This window comes from Myxococcus sp. SDU36 (assembly GCF_030168875.1).
GTDB lineage: Bacteria > Myxococcota > Myxococcia > Myxococcales > Myxococcaceae > Myxococcus > Myxococcus vastator.
On sequence record NZ_CP077414.1, the window covers coordinates 6213326 to 6231676 of the forward strand.

Genomic DNA, 18351 nt, shown 5'->3' on the forward strand with positions numbered 1-18351 from the left:
TACCTCTGTTTGGGCACCCAGCGACGCCCCCCGTTCCTCCTCACTGCCCAAAGCCGCCCAGCGCGGTCCGGCTGAAGCTCGCGGCACCCTGACTCACTCGCGCGGCGGACTGGCTGAACACCTGGAACGCCGCGCGAATCTCCTGGGCGCTCTGCCCCGGCGTGAGAATCCACTTGTCGTCGATGCCCATCTCCCGGAACACGCGCCGGAAGTCCGTGCTCCCGTCGCTGATGCCCATCGCCGCGACGATGTGATTCTCCGCGCGCTTCAAGTCATTCACCAGCGCCGCCACGTCCTTGGCCTTCGCCGACGTCGAGTGCTGGTCCGAGCCATCCGTAATCAACAGCGTCACCGTCCGCACCGGCACGCCGTTGGCGCTGAACTCCTGCGCCTTCGCCAGCACCGTGCCCAGCAGCACCACCGACTGGTCATACAGCGGCGTGCCCTGGTCCGCCCGGTAGTTCTTGGCGTGCATCCGCACCACGTCCTCCACCGGCCGGTACGGGTTCAGCACGAACCCGTTGAGGTAGCGCGTGTGGAAGAGGACGCCGTCCTTCTGCTTGCTCGCCAGCAGCGCGTCCAGCACCAGGTTGTGCCCATCACACACCGTCTTCGTATGCCCGGAGAAGTCGATGCTCCCCGAGTCATCCGGCATCACCGTCACCAGCACCACCTCGCTGGACTGGACGTCCTCCACGCAGACGCCGAGCCCCGCCTGAATCTGCGCGCCCAGGTCCACCACCGTCAGCGCCTGCAGCCCCGCCGGGCTCAGCACACCCTCCGCGTGGGCGTCATCGAAGAGCTGCCGGATGCCACTGCCATTCGCCTTGCTGCTCATGTCCCGTGCTCCTTCTCCCTCTCCCGAGGGCAGGGCTCCGCCCGTCCCGCGCTGGCGAGCACAGGCGAAGCGATTGTTGTGTGTCGTCACGCCCCGCGCCGCGAGGCTCAGGCGATGCGCAGGTCCGGCCAGCTCGCCAGCGGGTCCGTGGACTTCACCAGGTGCATGCCCGCGTCCGCGAAGCGCTTCAGCGACGCCTCCGCCTGCGGGGTGAAGTCCGCAGCGAAGCCGCCCTTGCCGTCTGGCACCGTCACCGCCGACATGCAGTCCGTCAGCAGGTACACCTTGCGCGCCAGCGCCGCGTCCTGCGCGACAATCTCCCCGAGCAGGTCATCGATGGAGCTCTTCACGCAGTGGCTCGCCGCCTGCCCTGCAATCACCACCGCGTCCGCGGTGAGCAGCGTCTTGAGGAACTGGGTGTTGCGCTGCGCCAGCGGCTGGCCGTCATGCCGCCCCAGCACCTCCGGGCGCAGCACCGAGTAGTTCTCCGTCAGCGGATTGCCCCCCTTCACCTCCGCCCACGACTGCATGCCACGCGCGAAGGAGTGGAACAGCCGCGCCTCCTGCACCACCCCCGCCAGCGCGTGTCCGTCGCTTCCCAGCAGGCAGTGCGGCGGCCACAGGTACAGCGTGTACTTGCCCGCCCGCTCCAACTCCTCGCAGTAGTACTTCACCTGCTTGAGCAGCCAGGGGTAGTTGCCGCCGCACAGCCACTTCGCCATGGCGGGGTTGGGCCGCGCCTGCCCCCGCTCGAGCTGCTCGCGCGTCACCTCGCGGTACGGCGTCAGCGGCTGGTCGTCCTGGTCCACCCAGAAGGACGGGAAGAAAATCTGGTACGCGAAGTGGGTGTCGAGCGTCGCCGTCACGTTCGTCAGCGCGCCGAGGTTGCGGTAGATAAACTCCGCGATGCGGCGGCTGTCCTCCACCGCGCCGCGCCCGCTGCGTCCCGCCACGTAGAGCGAGCCCTCCGGGAAGCAGAAGTCCTTCTGCACGTCGATGAGCAGCAGGTGCAGGTTGAACGCGTCCGTCGCCGCCATGGAGACGTCGTTCGCCGCGCGCCAGCGCTGGGCCTCCACCTGGAGCTTCCCCGCGTCAGGGCTGTATCCGAATTGCCCGGCATGGGCCGCGTCGTAGAACCTCGGGAGCGGAAGCGCCTTCACTTGCGTCTTCATCGTCCTACCTCCTGTGAGGCGTGGAGGCACCCGCTCCACGCGGTTGTGAGAAGTCCCTTCAGTTCATTCGCAGCACGGTGATGTCCTGCCGCCCCACCACCGCCAGCCCCTGCCGCACGAGCAAGAGCGCGCAACCCGCGTCCACGAAGGGCTCGGCATCCGGGAACTCGCGCACCGCCTCCAGGCGGCCCTGACGAAGCTCCACACGGGTGAGCCCCGTATCGGTGGCGCAGAACAGCGCATCGCCCGCAGCGCACCGTCCACGCGGCGCGTTGCCCAGCCACGAGCCGTCACCGGCCTCCGCCACCGCGCTCGCACGCACAGCGCCGTCGTGGCCCACCACCACGCAGTGATGCAGCGTGCGCCCACCGGCTTCCTCCACCAGGAACAGCCACGCGGAGGGCCCATCGAAGACACAGTCCACGTCCACGAGCTTTCCCGTGGGCCAGGGCAGCGACAGGCCATCCTTCAAGCCCAGGCGCTCCGCGTCGAAGACGAAGGCGCCGCGCAGGCCGCCCGCGCGATGGAAGCCCAACCCGAAGCGTGGCCCCACGAAGAGCCGCGTCTGTCCTTCGAGCACCGCGCCCACCTGCTCCGGCCCATACGCGCCGTCCCGCCACAGCCCGCCGCCCACGGCCCAGTACCGATGCCGAGCGTTGGTGGCGAAGGCGGGCTGACCCTCCGGCGCATCCACGCCCATGCGGTCCGGGGGCCGGCCGGGCGCCAGCACCGCCACCTCACCGCCCCGGCCCACCAGCGTCACGTCCCCTTGCAAGGCCCAGCGCAGCGATGGGTCCAGCGCCCCGCGCAACACGACGCGTCCGTCCTCGCGCCGGTACGCGCCCTCCGCGTGGTAGAGCCAGCGGAGGACGCCCGCCTCGTTGCTCGCATGCACCAGCACGCCTCGCGTGGAGAACAAGCGCGTCGCCGTCACCTGGCCTCGGACCGACGTCACTGGCGTGGCGGCCGCGGTGGCGTGGGGTTGACACGTCGGACAGGCCGCGCGCGCATGCTCCACGCCGCACGACGCGCAGGAGGTGAAGCGCAGCCCCTCCAGCAGCGGCTGCGGAAACACGCCGCGAAGGTCCTCCACGAAGACGCGGTGCAGGTGGTGCAGCACGTCGTCCGGCAAGGTCGCCAGCGGCAGCGCGGGCTTTGGGTACTGCACTTCCGGATGGAACACGGTGATGCGCTGGAGCACCCGGCCCGCGGAGGTCGTCCGCGCCGCCGCGCTCCTGGGCTTGTAGACGCCGCCGTGCGGTCCCACGCACAGCAGCGACTGCATCACCGCGACGGCATAGGCATACCCATCACTCTCAATGGACGCGGGCCGGTTGGGAGTCAGCCCTTGCGTGCCCGAGCTCCCGAGCCGCAGCGGGTCGAGGAAGCGCTCCGTGAACACCGGACAGAGGAACCCGCCGAACTGGAAGCTGTCCGCGTCGATGAGGTACGCCTCCGACGCCCCCGCCACGAGGACGTTGAGGTCGTTGAAGTCCCCCACCACCACGCCCGACGCATGCACCGCGCCGAGCGTCCGGTGCAGCTCGAGCAGCACCTCCACCACCCGCCCGGACGCCGCGCCCGCCCTGCGGAACGATGGCTCTCCAAAGCGTCGCAAGGGCTCCACGCCGTCCAGCTTGCGCATGGCGTAGCCGAGAACTTCGCGCGCCTGCTTGTCCGTCGCCAGGGCCAGGGGCGCCACCACGCGGCCGGGCAGTCCTGTCGGGAAGACGCGCAGCTTGCGCTGGTGCTCGTCCAGCCGGACGCGCGCCGCGGCCTGCTCCGCGGGCAGGCCGGTGTAGTCGGGGTGCTCGGGTGGCTTGAACACCTTGAGGGCGCGGCCATCCCCCAGGTCGAACACGTCCGCCTCGCCGCCCTTGCCCAGCGCTCGCGCGGGGTTCAACCGAACCTTCTTGCCTTCGAGCCAGACGTCCATGGCCTCACGCCCTCCCCATGCGGCGGCGCAGCACCACCAGCGTGGTGTCGTCCGGCAGCAAGCCCGGCGTGCGCGCCAGTTGCTGGGAGGCGAAGTCCGCGCGCACGGCTTCTCGGTTGAGCAAGGCCAGCCGGCGGCGCAGGGCATCCGGGTTGGCGAAGTACCGGTCCTCCGTCCAGAGCCGCGACAGCGGGCCGACGAGCTCGTCCCCCGCCGGCATGCGCGTGGTGGCCAGCCGCTCCAGGTCCGCCACACCGTCGGTGCCCAGCAGCAGCGCGTGGACCTCCTCCGTGGGCACCAGGGCCCGCGCGGTCAGCGCGACGTCCTCACCGTGCGTCAACGCATAGGCGAGATAGGGCGGCGCGTTCCCCGGAAACGGCCCCAGCGGATGCACCTCGCCATTGAGCGCCCACAGGCCGTCTCCCGCGGAGAAGACGAGCGTCAGCGTGGGCGTCACCACCGCGCCCACCACGGTGAAGAGGAGGTCCCCCATCACCTCCCGCCCCAGGTCCGCCCGGAGCTCACTGAGCAGGCACAACACGTCCTCACGAAGGCCTGGGAGGAAGGTGGGCCCATCCACGCGCCCACCGTCCGCGAGCCGCACCAGCGCGGCCTGCGCCAACCTGCGCGCGCCCAGCTGTGCGCCCAGCTCACTGCAGGGCTGGCTGCCACAGCCGTCCGTCACCACGGCCACCAGGCCATGCTCGCTGGCGCGGATGCACAGCGCATCCTGGTTGTTGCGACCCGCTCGGGCGTGCTCCCGGCCTGGCACCGAGGCAGCGGCGATATCGAAGGGCAGCGTGGACATGGCTCTCCCGTCGCGAACCCGGGTTGAACCGATGTTCGTGTCTAAGTGACACAAACATAGTGTCCGAACGACACGATGTAAATGCAACGAGGTGCCCGGGCGTCCCTCAAGCCCGCGAAGGGTCAGAGCTCGAAGTTGAAGCCCGCCTTCTCCAGTTGCTTGTACTTCTTGTGGTCGAACCGGTAGAGGCGCGCGGCGCGGTGGGAGACGTCCTGCTCCACCTCGTCCAGCTCCTCGAGCAGGTCCATGGCGAGGATTTTCTTGCGGAAGTTCCGCTTGTCGAGCTCCCGCTCCAGGATGACCTCGTACAGCCGCTGGAGCTGCGTCAGCGTGAACTTGGGAGGCAGCAGCTCGAAGCCGATGGGCTGATAGCGGACCTTGCCCTTGAGCCGCTGCAGCGCCGTTCCGAGCACGTCCGCGTGGTCGAAGGCCAGCTTCGGCGTATCCCAGACGGAGAACCACGCCGCGTCCCGCGCATCCGTCGCCGCATGCGGCACGTGGTCACTGAGCTTCACCAGCGCGAAGTACGCCACCGTGACGACGCGCCCGCGTGGGTCTCTCCCCGGAGTGCCAAACGTGTAGAGCTGCTCCAGGTGGTTCGGCCGGACGCCCGCCTCCTCCCCCAGCTCCCGGCGCGCGGCGTCGTCGAGCGACTCCTCCATCCGCACGAAGCCCCCCGGCAGCGCCCACCGCCCGGAGAAGGGCTCCACCCCTCGGCGGATGAGCAGCACCTTCAGGTCCTCGTCATCCAGACCGAAGACGACACAGTCCACCGTCAGCGCCGGCCTCGGGTACTCATAGGTGTAGCTCACGGCTCCCCGAATAGGGTCCGGAACACACCCGGGTCAAGTCAGGGACGGCGGTGGCGGCCGGGCCCGCGCGGCTAGGTCCGGACCATGCGCGACAGCTGACGCCAGTCGACGAGCTGGACGCTCTCCTCGGCCAGGTCGAACTCCAGCGAGCGCCGCATGCCGATGACGTCGCCGCCCATCTGGAAGGGCACTTCCCGGTCGAAGTCCATGCGCAGGCGCTGGACGAACCAGTCGTGCATCTGGGGCAGCGGATGCTCGCCGCGCCAGAGGCGGAACATGTTCCGGGTGGCCTCGAGCACGCCGGCGCCATAGACGCGCACCGACAGCCGGTGGGGCACCGCCTCCGCGAAGGGGAAGGCCTTGAAGCCGAAGCCCCACTCAGGCGTGGTGGCCGCTCCGGCGACGCCCGCGGGCCCCCGGTACAGGAGCGCGCCCTTGTCCCCATGCGGCACGGGCAGCACGGAGCCCCGCGCGTCCACCGTGAGGGCGGGGTCGCCCAGGTTGTAGACGGACACCATGGGGTTGCCCTCGCCGAAGACATGGCGAGGCACCGTCCGGGTGAACATGGCGCCCAGGTAGCCACGCAGGCCGGCCTGGGTGCCCCGCAGCGGGCCGGAGGCGGCGAGCTGGTTCTTGAAGTCCTGAATCATCTCCGCGTCCCAGCCCGTGCCGGCGAAGGGGGCCACCTTGCCCTCCACGCGGACCAGGGCGAAGGGGCGCAGGGGCGGCAGGCGCTCGCCCACGGCGGCAATCTGCTTCAATGCCTCCGCGGGCCGCGGCGCGCCGGTGACGCGCGCCCAGGCGTTGCCGGTGCCCATGGGGAGGACACCGATGGCCGGCAGGGCCACCCCCGCGGTGCGCAGCTCGTTGAGCAGCCCGGTAATCGTCCCGTCACCACCGCCCGCCAGGAGGAGGGCGGGCGGATTGGGCCGGAGGGTGTCCGAAATCCAGGCACGGGCCTCGTCGAGCGAACGGGTGAGGGCCACGCGAGCCCGGGGCAGGAAGCGCTGGACCAGCCCCCCCATGCCTTCGGAGCCCCGGCGTGCACGCAGGTTGACGAGGACGGCGATGTTGTTCATGGCGAGCGGGACTTTCTCCACGCTTTGTCATGGCCCGGTCACGGCGCGGCAACCGGTGACGCGTCGTGACGCAAAATGGACCCTCATACTCCCAGTGCATGGGCGAAACGGGCCTTCAGCCCCCGTGCCTCCCGCTTCTTTCCAAGGGAGAACGCCGCCGCGGCCACGCCCCCGGCGACCAGCAGCCGGCGCAGCCACTGCTTGCCCTTGGCATGATAGCCCCCCGAGGTCCCCGTCCCCTCCGCCATCGGACGGAAGAGGGTGCCGGAGGTGTGGCCCTGGCGCACCTTCTCGAAGTGCTGGGCCTCCGTGACGCCTTTCATGGTGCGCTCGAAGGCGCGGGGCAGCAGGCCGTGCATGGCGGCGAAGCTCCGCGCCGCGGGGCCGACGAAGACCTCGTGCTTGGGGCCGCGGAGGACCCCGAGGATGACCCGCGCGACGCGCTCCGGCGTGTAGACGGGCTCCACGGGACGGATGCGCCAGCCGGTGTAGTTGGCGGTGTGTTGCCACAGCGGCGTGTCGATGGCCGAGGGGAGCACGGTGCACACGTCGATGCCGGTGCCGAGCAGCTCCTGGCGGATGGACGCGGAGAAGCCGCGCACGGCGTGCTTCGAGGCCACGTAGGCGCTGACATACGGCGCGGCGACGGTGCCGAAGGTGGAGGAGACGTTCACCAGTGTGCCGTAGCCCTGCTGACGGAACTGGGCCACGGCGGCGCGGGCGCCGCTGACGGTGCCGAAGAAGTTCGTCTCCATCACTTGTCGGAAGGCGTCATCCGGCGTCTCTTCGAGGCGGCCCATGAGGTAGACGCCCGCGTTGTTGATCCACGCATCGAAGTGGCCGAAGGCCTTGCGCGCCTCGTCCGCCAGGTGCTGCACGGCGGCCACGTCCGACACATCCGTGGGCACGACGTGGGCCCGGACGCCGAGCGCCTGGCACTCGCGAGCCAGGTCCTCCAGCGGCTCCTCGCGCCGGGCGGCCAGGACGACGTGGGCCCCCTTCTTCGCCAGGGCCAAGGCGGTGGCGCGACCGATGCCACTGGACGCGCCAGTGACGACGACGACTTGGTTCTTCCAGGCTCGCTTCATGTCCGCGTCCTCCTTGCCGGGCCGAGCCCCAGCGCATGGCCTGAGTCCCCCTCGCGAAGATGGCGATTGCACACAGCGACGCACCGGGTCATCGCACACCTGGTTGGAGGACAGGCGGCAGAGCGGGTGCAGGGTCCACGTCGCAGACCGCCGCCGGGGATGGGGGTCCATCGCTGGGACGGGGCACGGGGCGCGAAGGTGCGCGTCCGCACGGGAGGTGGAGGCGGGGCTGCACAAAGGTAAGGGGTGGAGATGGCTCGGCTTTTCGCGGAGCACGGGTGGGTTGGAGGAAGCGGAGCGGGCTTGGTATGTGCGAGCGACTGTCGGGCAGGAAACGGAACACAACCTGCACTCGGCCCGCGAGCCATGAACATCCCCGAACGCATCCTTCCGCCGCCTTGGATGGCGGCCGTCGTCCTCCTGTGCGCGTCCGCGTGCATCAACGTGCCGGCCGTTGAGCCCGCCCAGGCCGAGGTGCGAATCACCGCGCCGGCTGGAACGGCCTACACGAACGGCGTGGTCGAGGTCCGGCTTGCCGTGGCAGGCCACACGCCGGACCGCGTGGAGCTGCTGAAGGACGGCGAGGTGTTGACGGAGCTGGCTCCGCCGTACACGTACACCTGGGACACGGCGGGTGAGCCGGAGGGGACATACCGGCTGGAGGCACGCGCGGCGCTGGGGGACGTCGCGTATGTGAGCGCGAGCCGCGAGGTGGTGGTGGACCGGACGCCGCCACAGGTGGTGTCGCGCGTGCCAGAGCAGGGCGCCCAGGAGGTCTGGGTGCAGAGCCCCATCCGCGCCGAGTTCTCCGAGCCCGTGAAGCAGAGCACCGTGACGACGGAGTCCCTGCACCTGACGGTGGGCGACGTGGCCGTGGCGCACACGGTGTCACTGTCGGAGGACGGGAAGACGGTGACGGTGGTCCCCGTGACGGCGTTCACCGCGCCGAGCACCGTGGCGCTGGCCTTCTCGGGGACGGTGACGGACCTGGCTGGGAATCCCGCCGTGAATCTGGGGGAGGCGTGGAGCTGGGTTGTTCCTGAGTTCGTGCCGTATCCGCCTCACCCATCGGGCCCGTCAGGGCCTCATGATGACATTGCGCCATACATCCAACTGGATGCGAATGGGCATCCCACGGTATTGACTATTCGCTTAGAACACGTGGACGAGCGACTCCACCTGAATCTATTCGTAAATCGTTGGACAGGCAGTCGCTGGGAGCAGCTTGGCTCTGGACTGAAGACAAGCTCAATCGAATTCACAATCGGCAGCTCCAGCATTCAACTCCTCCCAGATGGAACCCCTATTGTCGCATGGATAGAAGACCTCGGCGCGGAGTTCAACAACTACATCCACGTGGCCAGCTGGAACGGAACAGCCTGGGTCCGCTATGGCGGAGAACAAGGCATTCTCCCCGAGCGCCCTCATGCCCGTGCTATCGCGCTTCAGCTCACCTCCCAAGGGCATCCAATCATCGCAGTCTCGATGGATCCAGAGGACATTGAGGGAGAAGCTGTACATATCCACCAGTGGACTGGAGAACAGTGGCACCGCCTTGGCACCGCGCTTCAAGACGATCCTCCGTTCGGAGCTAGCGGACCGGCCTTGGTACTGGATGCAAATGACACCCCGTTCGTGACATTCGTCACAGGCGGGAGCCAGAACCGTACTCTCGCATGGCGTTGGGCAGGAAACGCCTGGGAACAACTGGGCGACCCCACAACAACCAACACAAACACACACTATCCCCACACCCTCAAACTAGCGCTCTCAACAGCCAACCGTCCCATTGTCTCCTGGACCAGCACCGAAACTGGCACATCGCGTTCGAATTTCCATTCTAGCGAATGGTCTCAAACCCACTGGACTTCGCTGGGCTCGCCCCCAAAACAACTTGCAACGAGTGACAGAGGCATTCATGAGACCAAGTTCACTCCACAGGAAGGGCTTTTCGTCCTGTCGAGCGAGTCCAACTCCGAGAAAGTACTGATAAATCTTGACCGCTGCATGGAGGGACGTTGGGACCAAGTCTGGAGCAGACACTATGAGAGAAATACAGGCAAGTACCCATCCGGAAAACCAAGCATGGCTGTAGACTCCCGTGGAAATATCGTTGTGGCATGGGTGGACGCCGTAGCCCACGGAGCCAGAAACGTTATCATCTATCGCCGCAACCGTTAGCCACGATTTCCCTCTCTCCGCCATCTACATCAAAGAGACTCAAAGATGAGGATCACACCAGCAATCGTGGCTGTTCTCCTGTCGACTCAAGCCTACGCAGCCCCTCGCCGCACGGTGGTGGCCAGTGGGGACTGTAAGGACGCGGAGTTGAGCGGGCAGGCCAAGGCCTTCCTGGGAGCCCTCGCCTCGCGCCCCGAGCAGGACACGCTCAGCGCCAGCCAATTCAGCGACCGGCTCTTCCCTCAGTCCACCAAGAGCTACGAGGACCTCCAGCGGCAGCTCGAAGCCGCCCAGGACCAGTTCTACGAAGGCCGCAACGCCAGGACGCTCCAGGCCGTCGACGAAGCCCTGCAGCAGATCACCCGGCTCCCCGTGGGAGACGCCCGCTGGAAGCTCTACGTCGAAGCCCAGCTCCTCCACGGGCTCAACTACCGCGCCATGGGCAAGCAAAAGGAGAGCGACACAGCGTTCCGCAACGTGCTGCGACTCCAGCCCGAGTACCAGCTCAACCCGGACTTCTTCGCCCCGTCCGTTCGACAGAACTTCGACAAGCTCCGGAAGGAACTCGCCCAGACACGCAAGGTGAAGCTATCCGTGAAGTCCACGTTGCCCGCCGCGGACGTGCACCTGGACGGGCTCAAGCTGGGCCAGACGCCGCTGTCGCTCGATGCAGTCCCGGGCACCTACCACCTCACCCTCGTCAAGGGCGACACCACGAGCTTCCCACGACACATCCAGGTCCAGGGCACTGAGACGCCGTTACTCATCGACGTGGCCTATGAGGGCTCTGTCTCCGCGAGCCCGTTCCCTTGCCTTGCCGCCTCGGACGGCAACGACGAGCGCACGCTGAGCCATGCGGTCCGGCTGGGCGGCACGCTCGGCGTGGAGGAGGTCATCGTCGTCCGGCTCGAACGCCCGAGCAGCGGCCCCAAATGGTTCGCGGCCACCGTCCTCAATGTCGAAGGAGGCCAGAAGCTCCGCGAAGGCGGCTTCAAGACGCAGGGGACAGACGCTCCGAACGAGGCACTCGCGGCGCTGGTCGACTTCGTCACCACCGGCCGCTCGCCCTCCAACCTCGTGGTGATGAACGCCGATGGAAAAGCCCCGTGGGACGCTCCCGGAAGCGGGGGCAGGAACGGGAGCGCGGGCGGCATGGACCTGACTGCCCCCAACCTCATGTCAGAGGGCGCCGCGTCCGGAGCACGCTCCACCTCCGGCCTCCGCACGGCCTCGTATGTCGCGCTGGGAACGGGCGTGGCCGCGTTCGGTGGCGCGGGCGTCGTCCGCCTCCTGGCCCAGAAAGACGTGAACGCGCTGGAGAAGCGGCTCGACAACGGCCGGATTCTGTCCAGTGACAGGGAGGCGATGGGACTCCGCGACTCGCTGGTCCAGAAGAGCAACGTCCTCAATGGGTTGCTCATCGGAGGAAGCGCGGCGGTTGTCACGGGCGCGGTGCTCTACCTCCTATCGCCCGATTCGAGCGCGGCACCGCCCGTCTCGGTAGGACTCTCCGCGGACAGCCACGGCGCGGCGGCCTCACTGTCCGGCTCGTTCTGACGCACGACTCACGAATCCATGAACACGCACTCCGCGAGAGGTGGAGCCTCCGAGTCATTCCACCTCCCGCGCAGGCAAGCAGACACGTCGAGTGCTGGATAGGAGAGCCGCGTCAACACACACCGCCGGGCCACCACGGCGCATAGAGTGCCGCCCATGATGCGAGCCCTCTTCGTCCTGCTGCTGGCCACGAGCGCCTCCGCGGCCTCTCCCCAAACCCTCCGGGTCGACTACTTCCACACCGGGAACGCCACCGAGGAGCGGTTTGGCCTCGACAAGGTCATCATCGAACCACTGCCCTGGCCCGGCCACCCGGAACGCGCCATCGACGAGACGAACCTCGGCAAGTACCTCTTCGAGGTCCGAGACAGGGAGAACAACCGGCTCCTCTTCTCACGAGGCTTCGCGTCCATCTACGGCGAGTGGGAGATCACGAACGAGGCGCGCGGCAGCAATCGCACCTTCCATGAGTCGCTGCGCTTCCCCGCGCCCGAACGTCCCGTGCAGGTGCTCCTCAAGAAGCGGGATGCCCAGAACGCCTTCCGCGAGGTGTGGTCGCTGGTCGTCGACCCGAAGGACATGTTTGTCGACCCCTCGTCTCCTCCCGCGCCCGGCCCGCTGCTGAAGTTGCTGGAGAACGGGCCGTCCGCACAGAAGGTCGACCTGCTCATCCTGGGTGACGGCTACACGAAGGCCGAGCACGCCAAGTTCGAGAAGGATGCCCGGCACATGGTGGACATCCTCTTCACCTTCTCTCCCTTCAAGGAGCGCAAGGCGGACTTCAACGTGTGGGGGCTCGTCCCTGCCGCGGCCCAGTCCGGCATCTCCCGCCCGTCGACGGGCGTCCACCGGCGCTCGCCCATCGGCGCCACCTACGATGCCTTCGGCAGTGAGCGCTACGTGCTCACCTTCGACAACAAGGCCTTCCGCGAGGCAGCGGCCTTCGCGCCCTACGAGTTCGTGGAGATTCTGGTCAACGGCAACACCTATGGCGGCGGCGGCATCTTCGGGCTCTATGGCACCGTGGCCTCGGACAGCCTGTGGGCGCCCTACGTCTTCGTGCACGAGTTCGGCCACCACTTCGCCGGGCTGGCCGACGAGTACTACTCCTCTGAATCCGTCTACGCGCCCGCCGCGGACCGCCTGGAGCCCTGGGAGAAGAACGTCACCACGCTCCACGCCCCGGAAGACCTGAAGTGGAAGCACCTGGTGTCACCAGGAACACCTCTGCCTACCCCCTGGAACAAGGCTGGATACGAAAAGCATGCCACTGCCGTGCAGAAGCAGCGCGGCCAGATTCGGGCCCAGCGAAAGCCCGAGTCAGACATGGACAAGCTCTTCCTGGCCCAGCGGGACTGGGAGGAAAAGTTCCTTTCCTCACAGAAGTACTCAGGCCGGGTCGGAGCCTTCGAGGGCGCCATGTACGAGTCGAAGGGCTACTACCGGCCACAGGTGGACTGCGTGATGTTCACTCGGGATCGCGTTCCATTCTGCGCGGTGTGCCAGGGCGCCATCTCCGAGGTCATCGACCTGTATTCCGGGCCTGCGGCCAGGTCTCCTCGGGCCAATCCCTGAACGCCTGAAAATCCGGAAGCGGCTTGTGTGAAATGCCGATGTCGCATGGACCGGACAATGGATTGCCCTCCGGTTCAGGTGTAAGGGGGACACAACCTGCTTCCCATGGAGGGGAACTCATGCAGACACGATTTTGGCTCCCGGCGATTGTCACGGCCGTGATGGTCACGATGGGCACGGGATGTGGCGACGAGTGCGTTGACCAGTTTGACTGCCGCAGTGACAAGGGCCAGCCGGCCGACGGCAAGCAGTGGACCTGCAACTCCGGAACGTGCGAGCAGCGCGACATCGCCCAGGGCTCGGACGCGGGCACCGAGGGAGACGCGGGCACCGAGCCTGACGCCGGTGAGGGTGACGCGGGGACCGACCCGGACGCCGGCACGGAGGGCTGCACCAGCAACGCGACCTGCGCCCTGACCGAGACGTGCAACACCACGACGAGCACGTGCGAGGACTCGGGCTTCGTCACGCCGGTGGCGACGACCAGCACGCAGATCCAGGCGGTCCGGGATGCGGCGGATGGCGCGCTCGACCCCGCGCTGCCCATCGAGGGTGCGTTCGTCACGTTCATCAAGCCCGCGGTGACGGGCAGCAGCGAGCTCCCCGGCTTCTTCGTCCAGGCCGAGGCTCAGGGCCCCGCCCTGTTCGTGAGCGACGCGACGGCGCTGGCCGCGGTCGTCGTGGGTGACCGGGTCAGCTTCTCCGTGTCGTCGAAGGCGACCACCGACGGGCTGCGCTCCGCGGTCACCGTCACCGGGACCACGGTCATCAGCCAGGGCCACCCGGTTCAGAGTCAGTCGACGGCCACGCCGGCCGGCCTCGCGGTCAACCGCTCCGCGGACACGACGGCGACGCTGGTGGATGGTCTGGACGCCGTGGATTCCGAGCTCACCTACCTGACGGGCACGATTGCCACGGACTCCAGCGGCATCGGCGCTGGCTACTCCGGCTTCCAGATCACCACCGAGGGTGTCACCGCTGGCGCCGCCAACTTCCGGCTCCGTGTGCCCGCGACGCTCGCCACCGAGCTCGACATCACCCAGGGCTGCACGTTCACGCTGAACGCGGGCCCCATCTGGCGGTTCGCAGCCAACGCGCAGCCGTCCGCGTTCACGGCTTCCGACCTCACCCTGTCGAACTGCGCCGCGCCGACGTTCGCGTCGGCTTCGGCGACGTCGCTGACGGAGGTCGTGCTGAACTTCAGCCGCAACATCTCCACGGCAAGCATCACCAACGCGCAGGAGCAGTTCACCCTCACCGAGGGCCTGACGGTCTCCGCGTTCCGCGTCGAGGGTAAGCAGGTCTTCCTGACCACGAGCGAGCAGGCCCCGGGCGCCAGCTACTCCGTCACCGTCGCGAACACCGTGACGGACCTGGCGGGCGGCTCCGTTGCTTCGGAAGCCAGCACGCAGACGTTCCGAGGTTTCCGCACCGCCGCGGTGCTCCGCATCTCCGAGGTGCAGCCGAACATGGCCAGTGCCGAGGACCTGGTCGAGCTCGAAGTCATCACAGGCGGCACGACGGCTGGCCTCATCCTCCAGCAGGATGTGAACAGCGACCTGGAGCTTGCCCAGTTGCCGGATGTGACGGTTGCGACGGGCGATATCATCGTGGTGCACCTCAACCCCGATGACACTGTGGAGAACCCGTTCCGGTCGGAGACGCAGTCCAAGGATGAAATCCCCCAGAGCGCCGAGCCGACACGCTACGACACGGCGTGGGACTTCCGAGGTACCGATGACCACGCGATTACGTTCTCCAGCCGGATCCTGCTGGTGAAGGATGCCGCCGGAACAATTCAGGACGCGGTCCCGTTTGCCAGGACGACGGGCACCCCACCGGCGGCGTTCATCGGCAACATCCAGGCGATTCAGGCCGCCGGCCACTGGCTCCCCGCGGACTGCGGTGGAGCCCCCTGCACGACGACCTCCAACCCGACCGCCGCTGCGGTCGCGGCGGACTGGACGGGCATCCCCGCGTCGGCCGGCAGCGTTACGCGCGCGAGCAACAGCGTTCGCCGCATCAGCGCGACCGACACCAACACCAAGGACGACTGGGCGGTGGGTGCTCCTTCGTGGGGCCTGCCCAACCTGTAGTCTGACGGCTTCCACATGAAGCCTCCGGGCCGCGGCTCCTCGTGAGCCGCGGCCCTTTTTTTACCCTGGGTGTGGTGGAACCCTGTGCGCCGTTGTCACGGCTGCCTCTACAGTGCCGCTCCTTTCATCCGTGGGCCCGACTCCTTCGCGGGCCGGAGTCTTCATGCGCGTCCATCTCGCCCTGCTTCCACTCCTCGCGCTGCTGCTGACCGGGTGTCCTGGCTCCACACCTCCCGGAACTGACGACACAGGCCCAGGACTGGCCATCACCACGGAGACGCTCCCCGCCGCATCCGTCGCGCAGCTCTATCGCGGCTCGGTCACCGCTTCGGGTGGCACCCCGGCCTACTCCTGGCGCGTCACGCAGGGCGCGCTGCCCACCGGACTCAGCCTCTCCACGCTGGGCGAAATCACCGGGACGCCCCAAGCCGCTGGCACCTCGTCCTTCGACGCGGAGGTGCGTGACTCCCGCGGGCGGACTGTTCGCGCCACGTTCGAACTCGAGGTGCGCGACGCCGGGCTGCACATCGCGTCGTCCTCGCTTCTCGATGCATACGTCGGCGAGAGCTACTCCGCTCAGCTCGACGCTTCGGGCGGCACGGCGCCGTACACCTGGACGCTCGCGGAGGGCACCCTCCCGTCGGGCGTGAACCTCGACTCACAGGGGCACATCTCCGGCGTCCCCGCCAGCGCCGGCACCTTCTCCGTCACCGTCCACGTGCAGGACGACACCGGGCTTTCGAGCCAGCGCGTCCTCTCGTTCTCCGCATACATCGCCCCCTTCCTGGACGGTGGCACGCTCCCCTCCGCCTCGCTCGGAGCGACCTACTCCACGGAGCTTCACACCGTCGGCGGGCGCACGCCGCTCACGTTCCGCATCACCTCGGGCGCCTTGCCCACGGGCCTCCAACTGGAAGCCCGCTTCGTGCGTGGAACGCCCAGTGCTCCAGGGGACGCGTCCTTCACCGTCGAGGTCCAGGACGCCAACGGCCGCGCGGCGTCCGGCACGTTCCACCTCACCGTCCAGGGCGGCCTCACCATCACCCCCAGCACCCTGCCGGACGCCTATACCGACGCCGCGTATCGCCAGGCCCTCCAGGTGATGGATGGACGCGCGCCTTATGCCTGGGCGCGCACCGCGGGTTCGCTGCCCGCCGGTCTCCGCCTCACCAGCACGGGCCTGCTCGAAGGCACCGCGTCCACGACAGGCACCTTCTCCTTCACCATCCAAGTCACCGACGCCGACGCGCGCGTGACCACCCGGAACCTCAACCTGGCCGTGTACCGGCCTCCGTCGGTGACGGGCCCGGCGCTCCAACTCGACGGGCATGTCTCGCAGTCCTTCAGCGCCACGTACTCCGTCACCGACGGCAAGGCGCCGTACACGTTCGCGCCAGCACGCCCCCTTCCCTCCTGGCTGCGGCTCTCCTCCTCCGGCCAGCTTTCGGGCATCCCGCCCGCGCTGGGGACCACCAGCGGACAGGCCGTCGTCACCGACGCGAATGGACGGACGGGCACACGCGACTTCACCCTCACCGTCCACGAACGCCCCACCGTCGAGACCACGGCGCTGCCCGATGCCCGCAGGGACGTGCCCTACTCCACCCAGTTGCAGGCCTCCGGAGGCAAGGCGCCGCTCTCCTGGAATGTCGACTCGGGGGCGCTGCCCTCGGGGCTCACGCTCTCAACGTCAGGGAGCCTCAGCGGCACTCCCACGCAGACAGGGGACTCCACGTTCATTGTCTCCGTGACGGACGCCGCGGGTCAGCCGGCGTGGCGCGGGCTGACCCTCACCGTGCGCACCGCGGGCACGGCCCTCACGGTGGGCCATTGGAACCTCGAGTGGTTCGGTGCCCCCAACCAGGGCCCGCCGGACTCCACTTCGGAGGGCGGAACGACGGACGACCTTCAGATTGCCCATGCGCGCGACATCCTTCGCGACTCGGGCGCCAACGTGTGGGGCCTGGTGGAGATGGTGGACGCCGCGGACTTCGCCACCCTCAGGGCCCAGCTCCCCGGCTTCAATGGCTTCCTCGCCAATGACACATCCTTCGTCCCCAACGGCGCGGCCTACTACAGCAGCGGCGAGCAGAAGCCCGGCATCCTCTACGACAGCACCCTCACGCTCCAGGGGGCGCAGCTCATCCTCACCGCGAATGACGCGGACTTCGGTGGCCGCCCGCCCCTGCGCGTGGACTTCACCACGACCGTCCAAGGCGAGAGCACGCCACTGGTCGTCATCGTCCTTCACATGAAGGCGTTCGACGACGAGACCGCCTACGGACAGCGGCAACGCGCCAGCGCCGCGCTCAAGGCGTATCTCGACACCTCCCTGCCCACCGAACGCGTGCTCGTCATTGGCGACTGGAACGACGACGTCGACCAGTCCATCACCCGGGACAGCACCGGCGACTATCTGCCCAGCCCCTTCGCTCCGTTCGTGGCCGACACCCAGCGCTACACCTTCATCACCGAGCCCCTGTCCCGGCTTGGCTTGCGGACCACCGTCGGATATCGCGAAGTCATCGACCACACGCTCGCCTCCAACGAGCTGGCCGATGACTACCTGTCAGGCTCCGTCGAAATCCTGCGCCCGGACGCGTGGATTCCCAACTACGGCAACATCGTCAGCGACCACTATCCCGTCATCAGCCGCTACGAACTGGGAGACTCCGGCGGCGGCACGGACCCCGACCTCCCGCCGAACCTCATCATCAACGAAGTCCTGCCCAACGAGCCCATCCCGCCCGGGCAGACAGTGCCTGACACCCACTACGAGTTCATCGAGGTATACAACGCGGGGACCTCGACCGCGGACCTGTCCGGCTGGAGCCTGTCGGACTCCGCAGCCGTGCGGCATGTCTTCACCTCCGGCACCACGCTCGCTCCCGGCCGGGTCGTCGTCGTCTTTGGTGGCGTTCGAGGCTTCCCTGCCGGTACGCCCGATACCGTGGCCGCCTCCTCGGGTGGCCTGGGCCTCAACAACGACGGCGACGTCGTCAGGCTCTTCGCGCCCGATGGGAGCAACGTCGATGAGATGTCCTACGGAGGCACCTCCGACAACATCTCCTTCAACCGGTCCCCCGACGCCACGCCCGACGCGCCGTTCGACTACCACCACCTGATAACCCCGGGTCTCAGCTCGTCCCCGGGCCTCCGCGTGAACGGACAAGCGTTCTGACCCGCTCCCGCGAAGGGCGCCCCCAACC

12 protein-coding genes are annotated in these 18351 nt (G+C 68.1%); 5 read left to right on the plus strand and 7 right to left on the minus strand.

Annotated features, from left to right (window positions below; translation table 11 throughout):
* Positions 1-40: 40 nt before the first annotated feature.
* The 7 genes from KGD87_RS25150 to KGD87_RS25180 all read right to left on the minus strand — a co-directional run bounded on the left by KGD87_RS25150 (position 41) and on the right by KGD87_RS25180 (position 7733).
* A complete protein-coding gene (locus tag KGD87_RS25150) occupies positions 41-838 on the minus strand; it encodes a hypothetical protein (RefSeq protein ID WP_284663168.1) in 798 nt (265 codons plus the stop codon).
* A 107-nt stretch (positions 839-945) separates the two neighbouring features.
* Positions 946-2010 (minus strand): cysteine hydrolase family protein, encoded by a 1065-nt coding sequence (locus tag KGD87_RS25155; RefSeq protein WP_284663169.1) that lies wholly within the window; start codon positions 2008-2010, stop codon positions 946-948.
* Between the two features lie 58 nt (positions 2011-2068).
* Positions 2069-3946 (minus strand): hypothetical protein, encoded by a 1878-nt coding sequence (locus tag KGD87_RS25160; protein WP_284663170.1) that lies wholly within the window; start codon positions 3944-3946, stop codon positions 2069-2071.
* A gap of 4 nt (positions 3947-3950) precedes the next feature.
* Positions 3951-4754 (minus strand): protein phosphatase 2C domain-containing protein, encoded by an 804-nt coding sequence (locus tag KGD87_RS25165; RefSeq protein WP_284663172.1) that lies wholly within the window; start codon positions 4752-4754, stop codon positions 3951-3953.
* 122 nt (positions 4755-4876) lie between these two features.
* Positions 4877-5566 carry an NUDIX hydrolase gene (locus KGD87_RS25170; protein WP_284663173.1) on the minus strand — a complete coding sequence of 230 codons (690 nt, stop codon included), beginning with the start codon at positions 5564-5566 and terminating at the stop codon, positions 4877-4879.
* Positions 5567-5637: 71 nt separating this feature from the next.
* Positions 5638-6645, minus strand: coding sequence for a diacylglycerol/lipid kinase family protein (locus tag KGD87_RS25175; RefSeq protein WP_284663174.1), 1008 nt, complete (start codon positions 6643-6645; stop codon positions 5638-5640).
* An 83-nt stretch (positions 6646-6728) separates the two neighbouring features.
* Positions 6729-7733, minus strand: coding sequence for an SDR family NAD(P)-dependent oxidoreductase (locus KGD87_RS25180; protein WP_284663175.1), 1005 nt, complete (start codon positions 7731-7733; stop codon positions 6729-6731).
* Positions 7734-8099: 366 nt separating this feature from the next.
* Between KGD87_RS25180 and KGD87_RS25185 the strand changes: the two genes are divergently transcribed.
* From KGD87_RS25185 to KGD87_RS25205, 5 genes are all read left to right on the plus strand, one after another.
* Positions 8100-9914 (plus strand): Ig-like domain-containing protein, encoded by a 1815-nt coding sequence (locus KGD87_RS25185; RefSeq protein WP_284663176.1) that lies wholly within the window; start codon positions 8100-8102, stop codon positions 9912-9914.
* A 66-nt stretch (positions 9915-9980) separates the two neighbouring features.
* Positions 9981-11471 (plus strand): PEGA domain-containing protein, encoded by a 1491-nt coding sequence (locus KGD87_RS25190; protein WP_284663177.1) that lies wholly within the window; start codon positions 9981-9983, stop codon positions 11469-11471.
* Between the two features lie 156 nt (positions 11472-11627).
* Positions 11628-13046 (plus strand): IgA Peptidase M64, encoded by a 1419-nt coding sequence (locus KGD87_RS25195; RefSeq protein ID WP_284663178.1) that lies wholly within the window; start codon positions 11628-11630, stop codon positions 13044-13046.
* 119 nt (positions 13047-13165) lie between these two features.
* Positions 13166-15142: a lipoprotein TP_1001-related protein gene (locus KGD87_RS25200; protein WP_284663179.1), complete on the plus strand. Its 1977-nt coding sequence runs from the start codon at positions 13166-13168 to the stop codon at positions 15140-15142.
* 163 nt (positions 15143-15305) lie between these two features.
* Positions 15306-18323 (plus strand): putative Ig domain-containing protein, encoded by a 3018-nt coding sequence (locus tag KGD87_RS25205; RefSeq protein ID WP_284663180.1) that lies wholly within the window; start codon positions 15306-15308, stop codon positions 18321-18323.
* Positions 18324-18351: the final 28 nt, after the last annotated feature.